The sequence below is a fragment of the Streptomyces sp. NPDC016459 genome, assembly GCF_040632845.1.
Classification (GTDB): Bacteria; Actinomycetota; Actinomycetes; order Streptomycetales; family Streptomycetaceae; genus Streptomyces.
The window spans coordinates 17,591-36,977 of sequence record NZ_JBEYCR010000018.1 but is presented as its reverse complement, the minus strand read 5'-3'; the positions used below and the strand labels follow the sequence as shown (position 1 = coordinate 36,977).

At 69.2% G+C, this 19,387-nt stretch carries 20 protein-coding genes and 3 pseudogenes; 13 read left to right on the top strand and 10 right to left on the bottom strand.

The genetic code is table 11. The annotated features are described in order from the left end of the window. Window positions 1-848: 848 nt before the first annotated feature. Complete coding sequence (locus ABZ567_RS28785) at window positions 849-1,283, bottom strand: DUF6196 family protein (protein ID WP_360795149.1); 435 nt, start codon at window positions 1,281-1,283, stop codon at window positions 849-851. Window positions 1,284-1,481: 198 nt separating this feature from the next. Further along, window positions 1,482-2,405, bottom strand: a pseudogene (locus ABZ567_RS28780) (transposase); the annotation flags it as partial. A gap of 189 nt (window positions 2,406-2,594) precedes the next feature. Between ABZ567_RS28780 and ABZ567_RS28775 the strand changes: the two are divergent. Next, the gene (locus ABZ567_RS28775) at window positions 2,595-4,319 is read left to right on the top strand and encodes an FG-GAP-like repeat-containing protein (RefSeq protein WP_360795146.1); all 1,725 of its coding nucleotides are present in this window, start codon (window positions 2,595-2,597) and stop codon (window positions 4,317-4,319) included. 253 nt (window positions 4,320-4,572) lie between these two features. Here ABZ567_RS28775 and ABZ567_RS28770 read toward each other — a convergent pair. The 4 genes and pseudogenes from ABZ567_RS28770 to ABZ567_RS28755 all read right to left on the bottom strand — a co-directional run. Further along, window positions 4,573-4,997: pseudogene (locus tag ABZ567_RS28770) on the bottom strand (helix-turn-helix domain-containing protein); the annotation flags it as partial. A gap of 169 nt (window positions 4,998-5,166) precedes the next feature. Continuing rightward, window positions 5,167-5,385 (bottom strand): helix-turn-helix transcriptional regulator, encoded by a 219-nt coding sequence (locus ABZ567_RS28765; protein WP_360795282.1) that lies wholly within the window; start codon window positions 5,383-5,385, stop codon window positions 5,167-5,169. Between the two features lie 192 nt (window positions 5,386-5,577). Beyond that, window positions 5,578-6,432 carry an ABC transporter permease gene (locus ABZ567_RS28760; protein ID WP_360795143.1) on the bottom strand — a complete coding sequence of 285 codons (855 nt, stop codon included), beginning with the start codon at window positions 6,430-6,432 and terminating at the stop codon, window positions 5,578-5,580. Further along, window positions 6,429-7,313 (bottom strand): ABC transporter ATP-binding protein, encoded by an 885-nt coding sequence (locus ABZ567_RS28755; RefSeq protein WP_360795279.1) that lies wholly within the window; start codon window positions 7,311-7,313, stop codon window positions 6,429-6,431. Before ABZ567_RS28755 ends, ABZ567_RS28760 begins: the two co-directional genes overlap by 4 nt. Before the next feature lie 1,248 nt (window positions 7,314-8,561). On the opposite strand from ABZ567_RS28755, the pseudogene ABZ567_RS28750 reads away from it, so the two are divergent. After that, a pseudogene (locus ABZ567_RS28750) lies at window positions 8,562-9,832 on the top strand (IS110 family transposase). Window positions 9,833-10,072: 240 nt separating this feature from the next. On the opposite strand, the gene ABZ567_RS28745 reads toward ABZ567_RS28750, so the two are convergent. Beyond that, the gene (locus ABZ567_RS28745; protein ID WP_360795140.1) at window positions 10,073-10,516 is read right to left on the bottom strand and encodes a hypothetical protein; all 444 of its coding nucleotides are present in this window, start codon (window positions 10,514-10,516) and stop codon (window positions 10,073-10,075) included. A gap of 335 nt (window positions 10,517-10,851) precedes the next feature. Between ABZ567_RS28745 and ABZ567_RS28740 the strand changes: the two genes are divergently transcribed. From ABZ567_RS28740 to ABZ567_RS28690, 11 genes are all read left to right on the top strand, one after another. Further along, entirely contained in the window at window positions 10,852-11,727 is an 876-nt protein-coding gene (locus ABZ567_RS28740) for a hypothetical protein (protein ID WP_360795137.1), read from the top strand. A gap of 640 nt (window positions 11,728-12,367) precedes the next feature. Continuing rightward, window positions 12,368-12,823: a hypothetical protein gene (locus ABZ567_RS28735; protein WP_360795134.1), complete on the top strand. Its 456-nt coding sequence runs from the start codon at window positions 12,368-12,370 to the stop codon at window positions 12,821-12,823. After that, a complete protein-coding gene (locus ABZ567_RS28730; RefSeq protein WP_360795131.1) occupies window positions 12,824-13,678 on the top strand; it encodes a hypothetical protein in 855 nt (284 codons plus the stop codon). It begins immediately after the preceding gene. Between the two features lie 119 nt (window positions 13,679-13,797). Continuing rightward, on the top strand, window positions 13,798-14,262 hold the full coding sequence (locus tag ABZ567_RS28725) for a hypothetical protein (protein WP_360795128.1): 465 nt from the start codon (window positions 13,798-13,800) through the stop codon (window positions 14,260-14,262). Window positions 14,263-14,392: 130 nt separating this feature from the next. Next, window positions 14,393-14,851: a DUF402 domain-containing protein gene (locus ABZ567_RS28720; protein ID WP_360795125.1), complete on the top strand. Its 459-nt coding sequence runs from the start codon at window positions 14,393-14,395 to the stop codon at window positions 14,849-14,851. A 27-nt stretch (window positions 14,852-14,878) separates the two neighbouring features. Then, entirely contained in the window at window positions 14,879-15,058 is a 180-nt protein-coding gene (locus tag ABZ567_RS28715) for a hypothetical protein (RefSeq protein ID WP_360795122.1), read from the top strand. A 69-nt stretch (window positions 15,059-15,127) separates the two neighbouring features. Continuing rightward, a complete protein-coding gene (locus ABZ567_RS28710) occupies window positions 15,128-15,406 on the top strand; it encodes a hypothetical protein (protein ID WP_360795120.1) in 279 nt (92 codons plus the stop codon). Beyond that, complete coding sequence (locus ABZ567_RS28705; RefSeq protein ID WP_360795117.1) at window positions 15,363-15,908, top strand: DUF6879 family protein; 546 nt, start codon at window positions 15,363-15,365, stop codon at window positions 15,906-15,908. Before ABZ567_RS28710 ends, ABZ567_RS28705 begins: the two co-directional genes overlap by 44 nt. 14 nt (window positions 15,909-15,922) lie before the next feature. Continuing rightward, window positions 15,923-16,771 (top strand): helix-turn-helix transcriptional regulator, encoded by an 849-nt coding sequence (locus ABZ567_RS28700; RefSeq protein WP_360795114.1) that lies wholly within the window; start codon window positions 15,923-15,925, stop codon window positions 16,769-16,771. Window positions 16,772-16,866: 95 nt separating this feature from the next. Next, the gene (locus ABZ567_RS28695; RefSeq protein WP_360795111.1) at window positions 16,867-17,040 is read left to right on the top strand and encodes a hypothetical protein; all 174 of its coding nucleotides are present in this window, start codon (window positions 16,867-16,869) and stop codon (window positions 17,038-17,040) included. 44 nt (window positions 17,041-17,084) lie between these two features. Beyond that, window positions 17,085-17,477 (top strand): DUF6415 family natural product biosynthesis protein, encoded by a 393-nt coding sequence (locus ABZ567_RS28690; RefSeq protein WP_360795276.1) that lies wholly within the window; start codon window positions 17,085-17,087, stop codon window positions 17,475-17,477. A 219-nt stretch (window positions 17,478-17,696) separates the two neighbouring features. Here ABZ567_RS28690 and ABZ567_RS28685 read toward each other — a convergent pair whose 3' ends face one another. The 3 genes from ABZ567_RS28685 to ABZ567_RS28675 all read right to left on the bottom strand — a co-directional run bounded on the left by ABZ567_RS28685 (window position 17,697) and on the right by ABZ567_RS28675 (window position 19,345). Next, window positions 17,697-17,849, bottom strand: coding sequence for a hypothetical protein (locus tag ABZ567_RS28685; protein ID WP_360795108.1), 153 nt, complete (start codon window positions 17,847-17,849; stop codon window positions 17,697-17,699). Window positions 17,850-18,072: 223 nt separating this feature from the next. After that, on the bottom strand, window positions 18,073-18,339 hold the full coding sequence (locus ABZ567_RS28680; protein WP_360795105.1) for a hypothetical protein: 267 nt from the start codon (window positions 18,337-18,339) through the stop codon (window positions 18,073-18,075). Between the two features lie 445 nt (window positions 18,340-18,784). Further along, window positions 18,785-19,345 (bottom strand): TetR family transcriptional regulator, encoded by a 561-nt coding sequence (locus ABZ567_RS28675; RefSeq protein ID WP_360795273.1) that lies wholly within the window; start codon window positions 19,343-19,345, stop codon window positions 18,785-18,787. Window positions 19,346-19,387 lie beyond the last annotated feature (42 nt).

Genomic DNA, 19,387 nt, shown 5'->3' with positions numbered 1-19,387 from the left:
ATCGGTGGTCGATGTAGCTGACACCCGCTCAGCTGAGAGTGGATTCCAGCCTCGCCAGAGGCGTCCGATGAGCTATTTCCGGCCTCCCGGTGGCATCACTTGTCTCCACCGCGAAGCGGCGCGCTCGAGCCGTGGGTGGTGCAGTCGAACACTGGCGGCCTGCCACCACGGCTGCCGAGTCGTTTGCGGTTGGCGGAAGAACTCTCCGATCCGCCATACGACCGCAGCCGGCGCCCGGTCGCGTTCATCTCGCCGGAGCATGGCGGACGTGAGTGGCACGCGTGACCGGGCGTGAGCCGGCTGACCACCGGCGTCCAGGCTGAGAAGACACCTTACCGGGCGGGCGCGGAAGGGGGTGGTCGGCCTTCGTCCTCCGGACCGTCAGACGTCGGCTTATCGCTCTCCGGCATGGGAGCCCCCCAATCAGGACCGCCGTGTGTCTTCAGAAAGGCCGGGCGGACGGTCCGCGAAACCCGGCGATCCCGAAGTCGCACAAGCGACCCGGATGGGCGCACCCAGAGTATCGGGCGCCGCTGGCAACCCTGACGATGAGCCACAAAGTCCGGGGTCCGCCGACGCGCGCGTGCCCACGACCCGGTGTCTGCCTGCCGCATGACCGCGCTCGCGGCCTCGTGACCAGCTGTTTGCTACTCAGTCCTTCCTGCCTCGGCCGTTATTGTCCGTCCTGGTAGTTCGCGCCGGTCTGCGACACGACACGCGAGCGCTTCGCACGCAATAGCTCCGCGATCGCTAACCGCGAACTGGGACTCGTCCCGAACACTGCCTTGATGCTCCAGCTGTAGATCGTGATCTTCACCGTCGTGGACGGATCGTCGCCTGCATGCAGATCAGCTGTCTCGTAACGTCCTGACGACCGCGATGGCCTGATCCAGCAAGTCGATGGGGCAGCCCCAGTAGTCATAGATGCCGCCGCGGGCGCGGTTGCTGCCACAGACCACGAATACGCCGGTCCCCAGCTCAACCTTGAGGCGGGTGGCCAGCCAACCGACGAAGCCGCTGTTGTCCACGTGATCGGCGAAATGGAAGGAGAAGATTCCGAAGCGTTCGACGCCGTCGCCCTCCTGGGTGAGCGGGACCAGGCGGCTCCAGCTCTCCCGGTCCCGAACGACTGCCAGCGTCTCGGCGGTGAGTGCCGGCGGCTGGTCGGCTGGAGACTCTTCAAAACGCCAGACGCCGTCGTGCACGACGAGGTCAGCCTGAGCGATCACACGGCGTAGCCGCTGCTCCGTCTGTTCCGCAGTCTCCATACTCACACTGACCATCAGCGAGACTCCTTGATCCGTGAAGGCGTGATCCCACCCGGGGATCATCGCGCGATCGCCTCCTCTGTCGGAACGAAGGCTCCTGCAGGGCAACCATCGTCGCAACGCCCTCGCCGTCTCGTCCATTTCGCACGCGGCTTCCCTCGTCTTTGGAGACTCCGTCGAGCAAGATCGTGAACTTCATGTGGTGGCTGCCCGTCATCGGTAGTGGCAGGCGCGTGCTCGGGCTTGGTGGCGTCGTCGCCGGCGGGACCGGTCGAGCCGGTGTGCCGCCGTGTGGTCGGGCCGGACGGCCAGGCTGATGAGAGGTCGCTGAATCTCGTCGCAGGGCGGCGGGATCAGCCCGCCAGGGGCGCCGTGCTGGGCGTGTTCGTCGGACCGAACGACGGTGAGGAAGGCGTGGCCGATCACGGCCAGAGTGACCCAACGGGTCCCGGACGAGTAGCGGCGGACTTGGTGCTCGTCCAGTCCGGCCAGGCCCTTCTAGGCCTGGAAGGTCTCTTCCACCCGCCACCTCGATCCGGCGACTCTGACCAGGGTGGTCAGCGGGGCGGCCTGCGGCGAGTGGCAGCGGTATTAGGCGAGTTCACCGGTGCTGCGGGTGCGCCGGATCAATAGCTGGCGGTGGCCGGGGGCGTCCTCGGCCAGGTCGACGATGGCCCGGTGGTGGAAGTCATGGCCCTTCGCGCCTTCGCTGGCGGACAGCTGCTGCCGGGCAGCCCCTTGACCAGCGCGTCGGTCCGGAGCTGGCCGGAATCGTTCGATCACCACAGTGGCCAGTTCCGGCTTGGCCTGGAAGGTGAGCTCGTCGTCGAGCCCGGCGGCCTGACAGCGGTCCGGATCACTGGTTCACGAGCGCGGGATGTTCAACTCCCGGTCCCCTACCCCGTGTCCGCACTGCCCGGCGTAGAGCAGGTAGACGGCGACCTGGGAGTCCTCGATCCGTTTGGCAGTGCCGGTGTACTGGCGCTGGACGCCGACGCTGTGAGAGCCGTTCTTCACATCGCCGGTCTCGTCGACGACCAGCACAGCGGCCTCGTCGCGGAGGTGCTCGACGACGTAGTCGCGGACGTCGTCCCGCACGGCGTCGGCATCCCAGGCCGCGCGGCACGGCAGGTACTCGCGCGCTGCCGGGGGCGGGGGCACGGGTCGAAGTCGGTTCTCACGGCAGAACAGCCGGCATCCGGCAAGATCCAGAACGAGACGGCCCGACTGCGATGATGTCCGAGCCGACCTTCCCTACCAGCGAGATCACGGTCTCCAGGGTGACGAGTTGGCGCAGATCTGACCACCATTTCAGAAAGTAGGACGATGAGAAGAACGCGCCTGACGCGCGTCATATCCGGGCTGGTTCTGGTCGCGGGGCTCTTCATGGCGACCACGGCTCCGGCCACGGCGCAAGTCGGCTCCGCATCACAGGTCAGCCTGGTGTCGTACAACGTGTGCGGTGGCTGGGAGGAGTGCCGGAGCGATCTGGCTGTGGGACCAGAGAAGACCCAGGGACAACGGGCCGATGCTTGGGCCGCAGAGGCGTTGGCCAAGGCCGGTCTCGCCGGCACCGATGTGATCATGCTCCAGGAGCTGTGCAAGGGCCAGTACGATGCCCTGCTGCCGAAGCTGCCGGGCCATGCCGGGTACTTCGCCGGACGGCAGACGTACGAGGGTTGCGGCGCATGGGGTTCGGACACGACCATCGGCCAGGCGGTCATCTTCCGGGGAGCGACGGCCGACCAGGTGAGCGGAGCTCCGGTGGAGGTGGCCGTGCCGAACGAGCGCTCCCGGCTCGCGGTCTGCGCGAAGGGCCCGATAGCCGACCGCCACACCCTTGCCTGCAGCGTGCACCTGTCACAGCCGACGGCCGCAGGCGACATGCACGAGCTGACCGGTCACATCCAGGCGCATGCCGGTGGTGCATCCGTCATCGTGGCGGGCGACTTCAACCACAGGCCCGACGACATCAACCCAGCTCTCGCCGCCGGTGTGCCCGCCAGCGGACCGCTCGCCGAAGCCGACGCAGCTGCCAACAGACCGACCACCGGATGGGATGCCAAGAAGGTACCGGCCGGATACACGAAGAAGTTCGACCACGCGTTCTTCAGCACCGAGGACTTCCACTCCCTCTCCGCCGAGATCGAGGACCCGCAGCTGGCCAAGGCGACGGTGAAGGATCACGCTCTGCTGAGGGCGTTCGCCGTGCCGCGCAAGCCTGTCCCCGGTGACCTCACCGCGGACGGCCGTCCCGACTTGCTCGCCGTACGAAAGGACGGCTCGCTCCGCCTGTACCCAGGCCTGGAGGGCGGCCGGTTCGGCTCCGCGCGGACACTCGCCACGACCGGTTTCCTTGGCGCGGTGGTGAGCCATCGTGGTGACTGGACCGGTGACGGCCGCGAGGACGTCTTGGCCCGGATTGGCACCGAACTGTACGTGTACCCGAACTCCGGTGACGGAGCGTTGGGATCTCCCCGAACATTCCCCAACCGGGAGAACCGCTGGGGCGGTACCGCGCCCCGGGCTGCTGGCGACATCGACGGTGACGGCCGCCCCGACCTCGTCGTCCAGGGTCCCTCAGGGCTGTGGCTGCACCGGGGAGGGTTCCCTGCCACTGGCCCTTCGCTGCCGCACGCCGCAGTACAGTTGGGCGGCGGGGAATGGGCTTACGGGGGAGACCTCGAGGTACTCGTCCCGGGCGATACCGGCAAGAGCGCTACAGAGCCCGACGGCCTGGAACGAGCCGACGTGTGGTCCCGCCACCGGATCACCGGCCAACTGCGGGAATACCGCAGCGACGGCGCACACGTGCTGGCAGGTTCGAGTCCGCTCAACGGCGACACCTGGACTGCGGTCAACCGCCCTCTGGTCACCGCGCTCGGAGACGGCGACGGTAATGGCCGGGCCGATCTCTGGTTCACCACGTCGTACGACCAGCAGTCCCAGCAGGGCGGCGACCTGTTTTTCCAGCCCGCCGTAGTGGGCGCATGGGGGATGCCCGAGGAAATCGGCAGCGGCGGCTGGGGTTACATCGAGTCCCTCTCCTGACACCGAGGGGCTACCGCAGCGCTCGGGGATCCGCTCCCCGTTGTATCCCGCGTTTCCCCGGGCGCGCCCGTTCCCCGCTCCCCACCACGGGCGGGGCCGTGGGCCGGCAGGCCCGCTGAGGCCGCGGCCCCCGCGCATTGGCAGGCTCGGTCAGGGGCGAAAGCGTAAAGCGGTCGAGGGCGGGAGCGACCATCAGGTGGGTCGCCGGTGATCTCGGGGTGAAGAGACGCTGAGAACTGGATCAGGGTCCCGGCGGGCGCTGGGTCTGCTCATCCCAGCAGGAGCCGGCGGTGGAACGGATTGCCAAGGGTCCGAACTCGTCGAACGCGAAGGTGCGGTCCGGCCGCTGGTTGATCGCGTGCTCGATCCGGGCCGGCTTGGCGTCGAAGAACGGTCGGGCGGGTGGTGGCCGTCTGGACGACGAAGTCCTCGTCGTCACGATCGAAGGCGGGGACGGCCTCCCGCTCAGCGAGGGTTCAGGCATGCGAGCCCGATCCCGTTGAACTTGTGGATCACATCGCGGACGGTGCCTCGTCCGCCTGGACCAGGCGGGCGATGACGGGGACCGTGCTGCCGCCGGCCGCGGCCAGAAGCATCATCGCCTGCCGAAACCGCACCGAACTCGTGCTTCCCCGCCGGACGATGTGCTGGAGTTTCCGGCCCTCCTGCGTCCGTCAGCCCGCGAACTCGGACCGGTTTCGCCCTCCCGCCTCCTCACGTTGCTTGGAGAACTCATCTCCAAGCAACACTACGAACAACCCGGTGAACCTTCCTGGTCACAGGAGAGATCGCCCGGTGTCCGACAACCCCTGTCTTGGGGGCCTGTGGGCTCCGAGCCGGCGGTGTGCTATGCGGAGGCGGGTGGGACGCTCCCGATCCGGGGGAACGGGGTGATCGAAAAGACCACTTCGACCGGGACCTCGAAGTACTCCGCGATCCGCAGGGCCAGGTAGAGGCTGGGGCTGTACTCGCCCCGCTCCAGATAGCCCACCGTCTGGTAGTGCACCCCGAGCGCATCGGCGAGCTGCCTGCGGGTGATGGCGCGTTCCACCCGCAGGACGGCGATGCGGTTGTGTACCGTCTCGGCCCCGGCGCCGCCACGCGACCGCCCCTGCTCGCCGGCCGTCTTCCGGACGGAGGCCGGCTTGTCGGTGCCCGTGCCCGTGCCGGTGCCGGGCGCGGCACCGGACGGCTCCGTCACCGACTTCGACGCCGATGTTCCGCGATGCATCTGACCGCCCTTTCTGTCGGATGCCTGTCACCCAACGCGCTTCAATGCCTCCTGCTGCCGTGCCTCGACCTTGGACCCCGTCTCGCCCTTGGCCGTACGGCCCAGGACCTTCGGGGCAATCAGCAGCGCGACGACGGCCCAGGCAAGCAGCACGACCGCGGTCATGGGCCTGCGCCAGGAGTCGCCGAGCTCGACCGCGACCGCCGCTTCGGGCAGCAGCGCGGCGCGGGTGCCCAGTCCTACCCAGTACATCGGGAAGATCTGCGCGATGCCTTGGAGCCATCCCGCCAGTGAGGTGACCGGATAGAAAATACCCGAGATCGCCATCAGACCCATTGTCGGGAAGATGCCCCAGGTGTTCGCGCCGCGAGGGTTCTTCACCATGGCCCCGATGATCAGGCCGATCGGCAGCGTGGCGAGCAGCCCGAGCACCAGCACCCAGAGCAGGTTCAGCCACTTCGTGACCTCCCCCGTCACCAGGTCGTCGAAGAGGAAGACGCTCGGCACCAGGATGATCGCCAACGTGAGCAGGGTGCTCAGCGCGATGCCCAGAACCCGGCCGGCGATGTAGCCGGCCAGCCCCTGCGGCACGGTCTTGGCCCGCAGCAGCGTGCCGTCCTCCCGCTCGGCCGCGAGGGCGAACGCCGCACCGCCCAGTGTCTGGAAGGCCAGCAGTCCGCCGATCATGCTGGGCATGGAGAGCGTGGCCAGCGAGAGATCGGTCCCCTGGACAGTGGAGTTCCGCATGAAGAACAGCACCGTGAGGAAGATCCCGCCGAGGAACAGGTAGTAGACGACGTCACCGGGCGTGGTCAGGCTCTGGCGGAACTCGATCCAGCCGCGGCGCAGACCGAGCCGTACGGCGTAGATGGTCGGACTCACGGGCCTGCCTCCCGGAACGCGGCGACCGCCTCTTCGGACCGGCCGGCCTCGTACTGCCGGACCATGGTCATGTACGTGTCCTCGAGGCTGGCCCTGCGCACCTCCAGGTCCCGGACGCGCTCCCCGTGCTGCTTGAACAGCTTGTGGACGAACGCGCTGGCGTCAAAGGTGGCGTGGACGAACTGCTCGCCATTCACGCTCCAGCGGACCTCGGCCTTGCCCGACGCCTGCCTGGCGAGCTGGTCGGCACTGCCGTTTGCGACGATCTGGCCACCGGCGAGGATCAGGATGCGGTCGGAGAGCTTCTCCGCCTCGTCCAGGTCGTGTGTGGTGAGCAGGATCGTGGTGTCCTCCAGGTCGGACAGTCGGTGCACCACGTCGTGGAAGTCCCGGCGCGCCTTGGGGTCGAACCCGACGGTGGGTTCGTCAAGGAACAGCACCTCCGGGCGTCCGACGATGCCGATCGCCACGTCGAGACGGCGGCGCTCTCCGCCGGAGAGCGACCCGATCTTCTGGTCCGCCTGCTCCTCGAGACTCACCATCGCGATCAGCTCGTCCACGTTGCGCGGACGGGGCCGCTCGGTGGTGGAGTACGGCTGGTAGAAGTCGCCCAGCTGGGTCAGCAACTCGCTGACCTTCCATTTCCCGTGGTCCCGCCACGACTGGAGCACGATGCCCAGCCGGGCCCGCCACTGCTCGTCGCCCTTAGCGGGGTCGACGCCGAGCACCGAGACGTCACCCGCCGAGCGGGTGCGGAACCCCTCCATGATCTCGATGGTCGTGGTCTTCCCCGCGCCGTTCGGCCCCAGCAGAGCGAGGACCTCGCCCCGGCGGACGCTGAAGTCCACCCCGTTCAGCACGTCCTTCGATCCGTACCGCATCCGCAGACCGCGGATGTCGATCACTCGTTCGTCCGCCGGGCCGTCAGGTGATCCATCCGCCTGATTGAGCTCCTGCAGATCGCTTGCCCCTGCCATAGGTCCTCTACCTTTCGATCCGACCTGTTAGACCAAACGTAGTATCTGTACTACGAGCAGCACAAGCCATAGTGCGCATATTCGGAACGCACCGTGACAGTCGGCGGGCTTCACCGGGTGAGGGGCGGTTCCAACAGGGCGACACCTGCAACCGCCTCGCAAGCACGCCGAGGGCGCCTTGCTGCCCCTTCTTCGCACCGGTGATGATGACGAGCCGCTTGGCGATGTTGCGCAGGCTCACCTCCTTCTCGTCGCGCCGGTGGAGGGCCATGGAGAACACGGTTGCACTAGGCGGGGGACCGGAGGTGGGACCCCCCGAATCTGATGATCTTGCATTCGCGCAGGTCAGATGCCGTGGGCAAGCCCTCTTCGGAAAACGACACTCTTTGTCCGCGATAGCCGGAGGAAGAGGTCTGCTTCGGGTTCGGGGACGCCTGGCGGTAGTGACGATGCCGGACACGTCCACCGAGTGGAGCTCACCGAGTGGAGCCCACTGGGTGGACCCGATGCCGGGCGCCCGGTGCGGTGGTGCGCACCGACGGTGCGGTGGACTCCACTCGGTGGAGTGGAGTCCACCGCACCGGGGTGGAGACCACCGTGCGCGGCATCCGCTCCACTGAAGGGAGCCCCACTCGGTGGAGTGGACGACATCGTGCGGGAGTGGACGCCGGGGACGGTGCCGTGCATCCACCCGGTGCGCGCCTGCCGCGTTTCTCCTAATCCAGTGCGTAAGCAGACGGCCCGGGACCATGCAACGCCCCGGGCTAGCTGCTCGCGTAGGACAGCGAATGCCTGGATCCCCCCTGGCCGTCAAGGCCTCCTCACAGAGCGGCATCGCTGTCCGTTGCGGGGTCCGCGGTGATGACGCGGGCGCCGGGCTGATGCCCCCGTTTCCCCGGGCCCTTGAGGCCTCTGTCAAGAGCGGCGCAGCCCGGCGTCTCCGTGGTCACCGCGAAACTCGCGGGGACTGCTCGGACGTTGATCGTCACGGCGCGAGCCCGCTCCAGGGTCGACCTCTTGTTCATCCGCGAGCCCGTGAGCTCTGCCGAAAGATCGAGCCCCTGGAGTGCGCTGGTGTCGCGAACGGCTACTGAGATGGCGGACCAACGAGTCCTTGGATTAGGGCGCCGCGTGACCGCATGTGCTCGTGACCTGCATAAACGGACGGATGGGGAGGACCGCTTGACCGTGTTCTGCGGCATCGACTGGGCGGAGCGACACCACGACATCGCCCTCGTCGACAACACCGGCACCCTGCTCGCCAAAGCCGTATCACCGACGACGCGGCCGGCTACCACCAGCTTCTGGCCCTCCTGGCCGAGCACGGCGACAGCCCGGACGATCCGATACCGGTGGCCATCGAGACCAGCCACGGCCTCCTGGTCGCGAGCCTGCGCACCGGCAGCTGTCGGGTCTTCGCGATCAACCCGCTCGCCGCCGCCCGCTACCGCGACTGCCACGGCGTCAGCCGCAAGAAGTCCGACCCGGGCGACGCCCTGGTTCTCGCGAACATCCTGTGCACCGACATGCACGCCCACCGGCTCCTGCCGGCCGACTCCGAACTCGCCCAGACCATCACCGTTCTGGCCCGAGCCCAGCAGGACGCCGTCTGGACTCGGCAGCAGGTCGCCAACCAGGTCCGCTCGCTCCTGCGCGAGTATTACCCTGCTGCTCTGCTGGCCTTCCAGAGCAAGCAAGGCGGTCTGACCAGGGCTGACGCCCGCGTCATCCTCACTCTGGCGCCGACTCCGGCCAAGGCCGCGAAGCTCACCCTCGCCCAGCTGCGGGCTGCTCTCAAACGCAGTGGCCGCCTACGCGGCTGCGACGCGGAAGCCGAGCGGCTGCGGGACGTCTTCCGCGCCGAGTACGCCCACCAGCTCCCCGGCGTCGAGGACGCCTTCGGTCACCAGCTCCTGGCCCTGCTCAAGCAGCTGGACGCCACCTGCCAGGCCGCAGACGATCTCGCGGAGGCGGCCACAGCAGCCTTTCACCAGCACGCCGACAGCGAGATCCTGCTCAGCTTCCCCGGCCTGGGGCCCATGCTCGGTGCCCGCGTGCTTGCGGAGTTGGGCGACGACCGGGCACGGTTCGCCGACGCCCGGGCGCTGAAGTCGTACGCCGGATCCGCGCCCATCACCCGGGCTTCCGGCAAGAAGCGTTTCGTCGGCCGTCGGTTCGTCAAGAACAATCAACTCATCAATGCCGGCTTCCTCTGGGCCTTCGCCGCCCTCACCGCCTCACCGGGAGCGAACGCGCACTATCGGCGCCGACGCGAGCATGGTGACTGGCATGCCGCCGCACAAAGGCACTTGCTGAACCGCTTCCTCGGCCAGCTCCACCACTGCCTCAAGACCCGACAGCAGTTTGACGAAGAGCACGCCTTCGCACCGCTCCTGTCACCCCCAACCGAGCAGGCGGCTTGACTTCATAGCCCCCTGAGATGTCTTGGCATGGGCCGTTTCGGCTCGTGATCAGGTCGCGGTCAAGGGGGCGTGTGATAGAGGAGCCCGCCCGGCCGTGACGCACCCCAACGCGGCGCGACGACGCCGGGGGACCGCACCGCCGGCACCTGGCGCCCGGCGGTACGTGCGGTGGTGCGGCGGTGCGCACCACAGTGGTGCGGCGGTGCGGCGGTGCGCACCACGGCCGTCCCGGAGGTGCGGCTACGCAGTGGTCCGGTGCACCGGGTGCGCTTCCATCGCCTGTTTCATCCCGGCGGCCTCCAGCTGGCGCAGGACGTCGGCGACATCGCCGTGGTCCTCGGTGAGGATGTTCTCGGTGAAGCGGATGATGGTCTCGGCGATCCCCGGTGCACCGGACAGGCACGCGCCATCACAGAGAAGCTCCAGCAGGAGCCGGCCGAGTGCCGCTGCCAGGAAGGAGTGCTCGCAGGGCTCCCCGTCGTACTCGTCCACGGCGGTGACCGGGATGAAGACGCGCGCGGCGACGTCCAGGAGCATCTTGAGCACCTCCGTGCCCATGCCGTCGACGACCGCGCAGGCGGCCTCGATGTCGTCGGCCTGCAACGCCCGGATGTAGGCGAAGGCGGCGGCGATGTCGTCCGGCTCCATCGGGGCGAGCGGCGCGGTGACGGTGTTCTCGGGCACGGGTGCTCCTCATCGTCGGGCCACCTCGCTGATCGCGGCGGCCTTGAGGACACCCTCGAACTGCGGGTCTGTGGACAGAGTCCGGCCGCTGACGGGGGAGAACTCTCCCCCTCCGGTGTCCCGTCTCACCGAAGGTTGGTCAGTCTCACCGAACCTTGACCACTCGGCTGTTGTCCCATCGAACTTTGACCGCCGCGGGTTGAGGGCAGATGGCCTTCGGGCCAGGCTGGCGCTGCGTGTCCGGATGACGCGCTGCCGCCTGCGGTTCCCGTCCTCGAGAAGGTACGGCTTGCTGTGGCCTTACGAACGCCCCTGCTGGGGACTACCTTTGAGACATGGCAACTCAGCAGCCCGGCCCGCTGGCGGAAGTTGTGGCACCCGTGACAGCGGGATGGCGGCTGCTGTTCATGCCCAGCCGGGTCCGCGAGCTGGCTGTCGCGCTCGGCGGGAGCGTCATGGTCCCGTCGGTGGTCGGAGGCCCACTTCTGCTGGCCGCTCTGGTGGTCGCCGTGATCTCGGGGAGCTCACTCGTCTGGGGCGGTTTCTGGGTCCTACTGGCGCTCACGGTCGTCGCAGTGATCGTGCTCACCGTGGCCATGATGTACGTCACGGTCTCCATGACGGTGCGGTGGGTCGAGTTCCGCCCCCTGGGAGATCCGGCCCAGGTCGTGATCGCCCGCTTTCTGCGTTCGTCGACCATGGCGATGGCCGATCTGCAGCGAGTCGTCGTCATCGAGCGACTCAGTCTGGGGCAGCGGCAGTCGATCAAGGTGGTGTTGCACACCCGCAGCGAGACGGTGGAGTGCGAACCGGCGGCGTTCGCACCGCTCGCTCGGGTCGACGCACAGGCGCTAACCAGCTGGTTGACCGAGCAACTCGGCCGGAGCCAGGTGGCGGTGGAGCGTCAGACGGTGGTCAAGCGAAACTTCCTGCGGCCGGACGAGTGGTGGACCCCGTCCCACACCGCCGAGCTGTGGCAGGTACCCGTCGGCGAGGTCGACGGCATAGCCGCCCAACGCGGTGTCGAAATCTACGGGTACACGCCCCGGGCAGCCGCGATGTACAGCCCCGCCACTACGGTCACCGTCTACGACCCGGGCCGGGCCTACGAGGTCGCCGAAGAACTCCGGGCGGAACGAGCCGCCGGCCAGGCCGCCGACAGCACGGCAGCCCCCGGCCCGTCCGAGGACGACGCAACGGATTCCCGCTGACTCGGTCGGGCCGGTCCTGACCTGGCTCGGAGACTGCACTCCATGAGCGGGCGGATGGCATCGCCTGCGTGGTGACGAAATCCGTCGGAGCCAACCCGAAATCCCCTCCGTGAGGCCGCAGCGGGTCGGCAACGGGGTCCGTGCCGCCGTCGACGCGGCAACCACGCCGGCCGCACGGCTCACCCTGGCCCTTGCCGCCGTCCACGCCAGCCCGGCCGAAGGCAATGCGTGAATTCCAGCTCGACGACGTGGACCTGGGCAACCGCCGCCTGGCGGTCAAAGTTCGATGAGACAAACAGCCGAGTGGTCAAGGTTCGGTGAGACTGACCAACCTTCGGTGAGACGGGACATCCGGGTTGATCACGATGCGGTCACGGTGGAGGGATTCTCCGAGGCTGGCGTCACACGGAACCCGAATTCCGCACCAGTAGAAGGTGAATGGCGGGATAGGCCCGCCCCACCTTCAGGAGCATCCTGTGTCCGCAGACGACCCCGAGCAGCACCTCGACCAGCCCGGACAGACCCCCTCCGTGGACCCCTCCATCACCCCCTCCGCGCCCCGCGCTCAGCAGCCGGGCGTTTCCGCAGGTCAGGAACGGCGAAAAGGGGGTCGTCGCAGGTCCGACAACCTCATGTAGGTGTGGCAACACGCCCCAAGCACCGGAAGAACTCGACCGGGCCTCGACGCCGGGAGCTCCTGCAAGCGCTGGGGATCTTCCAGAGGGCGACGCCCGATCAGTGGTGGAAGCTGACCCGTCCGGACAACCAGCAATACAAGCTCACGCGGGGCCCCCTCCTGGATCTTCAGGACCACCACCTGGTGAGGATCGAGTTGGTACGGGAGGACCAGCGGCAGGTGTGGGTGCTGACGAAGCGAGGACACGTCGAGGCGAAGCGGCTGCTGGCGCCGAAGGGCATACGGGTCTCGGCACTGCGCGAGGAGAAGTACGCCCCGGTCACCGGGAAGCTGCTCGGTGCCAGCTACGACGACCACGCGGCGGCGGTCACCTCGACGGCCGCCGAACTCCACCGTGCCGGGATCGGTCACCGGCTCGGCTTCGCCACCGAGATTCCACACCGGCTCGCGGACGGGTAGGTGCAGGGGGCGGACCTGGTGGTGCGGGCGCCGGAGGCCGGGGTGCCGGTGATGCTGCTGGAGATCGACCGCCGCTCCGAGGACGCGCACGATTTGGTGCAGAAGTTGCGCCGGTACGGGGAGTGGGGCCGGCTGCTTCCGAAGGACGCGGCCAAGCGCACGGTGGACCTGGTCCGCTCCCGGCCGGGCGCGATCGAGGACGTCGACCACGAGCTGCGGCTGTGGCGGCGGGTCTACCCGCCGACCGGCCGGGAGGGCCTGGTCCCCCTCGCGTTCGTGTTCGCGGACACCACGACCGCGAAGGTCGACAACACGGTCGCCGCGCTGGAGGAAGCCGGCCGCCGCTACTGGGCGCCGCGCCGGTACGACTCCCTCTACCCGAAGGCGGTCACCGCGCGGGACTACCGCCAGGGGGTCCCCGTCGTTCTCACCACCCTGGAGCAACTCCAGGAGCACGGCGCCGGTGCGGCGGTGTGGCGGCGGCTGGGACGGACCGAGGAGCAGACGCTGACGGACGCGCTCGACAACCCCGACGGCCACGCCCTCTACCGCGCCCAGGAGGCCCGCGCCGACGCGGAGGACAGGGAGCGCCGCGCCGCACAGCGGGAGGCGGAGCGCCCGGTGTGCACGCGGTGCGGGCGGAAGTTCACGGACGAACGCTGGGAGGAGATCACCGTGCACCGGACCGCCGTATGGGCCGGGGACAAGTCCGTGTGCGGCCCTTGCCGCGCCGACGACGCCGCCCGCGAGAAAGCCGCCGCCGAAGCCGCCCGCCTCCAGGCCGCCGCGCCGCCGGAGCCGGAGGACGACCCCGAGCCGGACCGGGGCCGCGGCTGGTTCTGCCGGCGGACCTGACCCGGGCAAGCCCAAGGGGAGCCTGGGCGGCGGGACGGCCGGTGAAGTCGGGGCGTCGCCGTACGGGAAGAAGAGGCCGAACCCGGCTGTAGGCCAGTGCCAGGCCCTAGACAGGTCTCATGAGACGCAGCAGAGAAGAGACCGCGCCGGACCTGCCGGGCGACCTGTGGCACGCCCTGGCCGAACTTCAGCACACCCATCCTGACCCGGTGGGCCGCGTCGGGCCGCTCGCCCGCCCGGCCGGACTGCTGTCCTTCACCGCGGCCGCCGACACCATCCTCGCGGCCCGGGTGCAGCTGACCGGCGCGGAGACGATGCACCAAGTGCACGAGACGCTCCGCGCGATGAGCGGCAACCTCCCCCACGCCCACTTCACCGGCCCCGGCGTCGCCCTGGAGCTCACACTCAGCAGACGGCAGGAGCTCCCGATCCACGCAGCGCACGCCGCCGGCCTCACCCGGCTCTTCCGACACGCCGCCGGAACCATCGGCGCCCGCAGCACACCAGGGGGCGGCCGATGCTTCCACTGCGACGGGACCGGGCTTGCCCGCCCGCTGTGGGAGCCGGCGGCCGGGCAAGCCTGAGCGGCTGGGCAAGCCCAAGGGGAGCTTGGGCAAGCCGCCCCGAACGGCGGCTTGCCCACCCCATCCCCGGCGCGCTGAGGTGGTGCCCGCCCGGCTGGGCGTCCCGGCCGGGCTCGCGAGGGAGGCACCGGTGAAAACCTTCACGACGGGGGAGACGGCCGTTCGACGCGACGTGCACCGCTCCGGGCACGTGTGGAGCGAGCAAGCACTACGCGTCCTCACCGACACCAGCGAGGCGCTGGTGACGGCATGCGCGCCCGGTGCTCAAGCGCTGTGGCCAGCCCTGTACGCCAAGGCCCGCGCCGACGGCGACCGATCGGTGCGCACGGAGGCGTTCGACGCGATGGCGACGGGGGAGTGGGAGCTCGCGCCCGGGGTGTGGCAGGAGACGGAGCTGCTGCTGTGGAAGCCGCCGGGCGCGTGGTTCAGCATCAACGCCTTCTTCACCGCGGCCGGACTGCGGAACTGGTACGTCAACTTCGAGCACCCCACTCGCCGCACCGAGACCGGGTTCGACACCTTCGACCTGACCGTCGACCTCGTCATCGACCCCGATCTGAGCGCGTGGACGTGGAAGGACGAAGGCTAGTACGCCCACGTGAGGCGCCTGGGCATCGTGACTGACACCGAGCACCAGGCGGTGGAGTACGCCCGCGCCCAGGTCCTGGCGATGCTCGAGGAACGGGCGGGGCCGTTCGCGGACGCCGACCTGTGGGCGTCCTGGCGCTGGGAGCCGGCCTGGCCCGCGCCGCGCCTGCCAGGGAGCGGTGGCGAGCCGTTGGGACAGCGCTCTTGACCGAGGGGTCCAGTGCGCGGGACGGTCATCGCGCAACTATGCGCAACCGACTCGACACGGGAGCACGCGATGACGTTACGGTTCGTCGGGATCGACCCGAACACCGGCGGCGAGGGATCACCGACGGTGTGGGTGGAAGAGGAGAGCGCGGACCTGGTCCTCCAGGGCGAGGAAGTCGACGAACTCCTCAAGTCCCTGGTCGGCTCCACCGAGTGGGTGGCCGGCCACACGACGGGGATCCCCGCGCACGAGCGGGTGATCCGGATTCCGGTCCGCATGGCGAAGATTCTGAGGGAGGCGTGCGATGCCGCTGAACGCGCAGCAGCTGAACACCGCGACGTTCGCTGAGCTGCTCGCCGACACCCACCGCACGGCGGTCCACCTGGAGATGCGCGACGTCTACGCGGTGGGCGACGAAGCCGACGACTTCGAGAGCTTCCAGCGCACCGGCGTCCCGAACCTCGATGCGGGCCGCTCGTTCTGGCCGCAGTGGATGCCGCTCGTCCAGGACGCGGTCGCCCGCGGCGTGGTGATGCGCCGCGCGCGGATCGTCTCCGAGCCGGTCACCGACTACATCCGCTACGAGCACGCCATCACCCCGCTCAACCTCCAGGCCGGAGAGGACGTGCGCTGGCTGCCCCGCCGCCGCGCCTCCGACATCGCGCTGCCCGGCAACGACTTCTGGCTCCTGGACGGGAGGCTCGTACAGTTCCACCACTTCACCGGCACCGGCGACTGGGCACCGGACGGCAAGGAACGCACCACGGAGCCGGCCGCCGTCGCGCTGTGCGCCACGGCGTTCGAGACCGTGTGGGAACGCGGCGTCCCGCACGAGAAATACACCGTCTAGGACTCGATCTGCCGATGCCCGCCTCTCCCTCCTCCAGCGCCCAAGGAGCCCGCGTAGCGCTCGCGGCACGCCTACAGCACCTGCGCAAGGACGCCGGCCTCACCGGGAAGGAACTCTCCGCCCGGTGCGGCTGGCACCCCGCGAAGACCACCCGCCTGCAAAAGGGCGACGCCGCGCCCTCCGACACCGACATCCGCACCTGGTGCGCGGCGTGCGACGCCGACGACCAGGCGCAGGACCTCATCGCCACCGCCCGCGCGGTCGACTCGATGTACATGGAGTGGCGCCGCCTGCACCAGGGTGGCATGCGCAAGGTCCAACAGAACCTGTACGACCTGCACGAGCAGACCCGTATCTGCCGCGTCTACCTCTCCAACGTCCCGCCGGGCTTCCTCCAGACCCCCGCGTTCGCGACCGCCCTCACGGGGCAGATCACGCGCTTCCAGGGCACCCCCGACGACGTCGCCGAAGCCGTCGCCGCCCGCGTCGCACGCTCCCGCTTCCTCTACGAGGGCGGGCACCGCTACGTCGTCCTCATGGAGGAGTCGGTCCTGCGCTTCCGCACCGCCGACCCCGGCGCCATGCGCGGGCAGCTGCGCCACCTCCTGGCCGTGATGCCGCTGGCGTCCCTCTCGCTGGGGATCATCCCGTTCACCGCGCAGCGCACCGTGTGGCCGCTGGAGGCGTTCTACGTCCACGACGACACCACGGCCGTGGTGGAGACGCTCACGGCGGAGATCAAGGTGACCCAGCCGCGCGAGATCGCCGACTACCTGAAGGCGTTCGGCGGCCTCGCGGAGATGGCGGTGCACGGCGACGCCGCACGCGCCCTCATCGCGGCCGCGATGGACGCCCTGGAGTGAACCTCCCGCAATTACCCGCAATCTCGTTGAGGAACAACCCGCGGCCTCCGTAGCGTCGAACGACACCGACACCCCAGCAACGGAGGCGGTGCCCCATGAGCGCACCCACATCCGTCGGCCCCGACTCGGACGGTCCCGGCCTCCAACGCCCTGACTTCGGCCGACCCTCCCCGGCCCTGCTCGCCCGCGCGGACCGGGGACTCGCCCGGTTCCTCGCCCGGTCGACCGAGGACCAGGACGACGAGCTCGGCGACGGCGCCCCGCGGTGACCGCCGACCACCCGTACGAGACGTTCCAGGCAGCGAGGCCCGCCATGTACACCAGCAGCCACACGGTCCTGTACGACCCTGACGGGCTGATCGAGGCGGAGCTCCCGCTCGACCGCGAACCGTACGAGTGTCTCGTCACGGCCGTCCTTGCGTGGACCGGCGGGGACACGCTCAGCACCCGGGACTTGGAGCAGATCGCCCTCCAGCTCACCGGCCACGCCCGCGCGGTCGCCTCAGACGTCCGCCGCCGCGCCGACCAGCTGCCCAAGGCCAGCGGACCCAAGGCGCTCGCCGACGTCGTCCTGCGCGAGGCAGAAGGCCGGCTGTCCGTGCCGATCGAGGGCACCGCGCGCTGCGTCCAGAACCGTGCCCGCCTCGTCCGCGCCCTCTACGAACGACTGGACCGCCTGGAGGCGGTCGCCGCACCGGCCGTCTGACCTCCGGGGCGGGAAGCTGGTCCGCCGACCATCAGGGGGCGGAGCCCTCTTCGGTTCCGCCCATCGCCGTGCGGCACCACTCGGTCCGGTGCCGTGAAGGACCAGGAGGTGACTGCCCGGGACACCTGCGGTCTTGGCCATGGCGGACAGCAGCCCGTCAGTCAGCGCGGTGCCGTCCTTCTTGCTGAGCGGCTCGGCGCCCGATCTGTAGGGGCGCACCTAGTGGTGGACCTCGTCGCCGCCTTTGACGACGAGCGCGAGGTACTGGGACGACTGGCGCTCCCATTTGACCTGCGTGATCGTGTCCGCTCGCACGGTCCGGCTGCCGTAGGCCGTGCTCTGCGCCCGCACCCACACGTCCTGCATCCCCATGAGCCTTTGCCCTCCCGTACCGCGGCTGCGTCAACGCCCCGATTCTGCTGCTCCGGGAGCACCAGGGGAGCGGACTTCAGGGAAGACCAGCCGACCGGGGCCGGCACACGGCACGGGCCCGGTCCCCGACGAACGACGGAGGACCGGGCCCGGCTCGCACGCGTAGCCGAAGCCCGCCACGGGGCTTCGCGGCTCCTGCGCTCTGGCGCCTAGCCTTTGCCGTTCAACTTCGGCGCGAGATGTGTCGGGCGAGTGCCTCTGTGGGCCGGCAGAGCCAGTTGAGAAGAGAGCTGCTCACCACGAGCGCGTGGACGCTGATCCAGCCCTGTTCTTTGTCCAGGATCGGTGGGGCATCGTCCCGGTATACGTAGCGTAGGTACCGTCGGCGGACCGGCGCTCCGGCTATCAGTAGCACCGGTGAGACAACGAGGATGGCCACCGGAACCAGAATCCTCGCCGCGGTGAGCTTCGCCTTCTCCTCGTATCGCATGTGCTCAGTGTGCTTGGTCATCGTGCCGCTGGTGCAGCCGGGAGCGGACAGCCTCGCCTTCCTCTACGAGCTCTTCGAACGTACGCATGGCGCCGAGAATGGCAGGCGGGAGCAGCGCACGCATCCGAGTTCGCCGGTTCACTTTCCGGCGCGAATCGCCCCGCGATCTCTTGGTGATCACAGAGCGTCACAATCCCGTGGTCAGGGAAACTTGTGCCTGCCCTGTCTGTCGGCCGACCTGTCGCCGCCTATCCGCGCGACCTCTTACGCCAATCGGCCAGCGAGGTCGCAGCCTCGGCTTTTCGGGAGGCTGTGCGTGACCAGCTGTCCGGCGCACGGTGAGGCCGGTGCGCCAGGCGTCGACGGCCTTCTCCCACCGCCTCCGCCCGGTCACGGACGCCTCGTCGCCCAGAGCCGTCGATGTGCACCCGCGCCGCGCCCTTGATCAGCCTGCTTCGGTCAAGGCTGCGCGCGCGGCGGCGAGGATCTCCTCGGAGAGCGGGGAGCCGTTGGTGGCCCGGGACAGGACCAGCGCTCCGAACAGGGTGCAGAGGCGGACGATGCCGTCCTGGTCGTCGGTGGCGAGGAAGTCGGCGAAGTCGGCCACCCCCTCGGTGTAGACGCGACGAGCCTCACGTCCCCCGCCTTCGCGCGCGATGTCGGAGGCGAGCGCGGCGACCGGACAGCCGTCCGCCGGGCCGTCACGGTGCTCGACGGAGAGGTAGGTGTCGATCAGCACCTGCTGGGCGGCGTCGCGCCGCCCTTCATACCGCTCAAGTCCCTCGGCGTAGCGCCGGGCGAGCTCGGCGAAGGCGTGGGCGGTGGCCTCGTCGACGAGCGCCTCCTTGGAGGCGAACTGCTTGTAGAAGGCGCCGTGGGTCAGACCGGCCGCCTTCATCAGGTCGGCGACGCTGACCTGCGTGCCCTGCTCCCGGAACAACCGGGAGGCGGTGTCCACCACCCGCCTGCGATTCTCCTGCGCCTGCGCCTGCGATACGCGGCCCATGGCCACCTCCCGTTGGATGTCGACTGGCATCTATCGTAACTC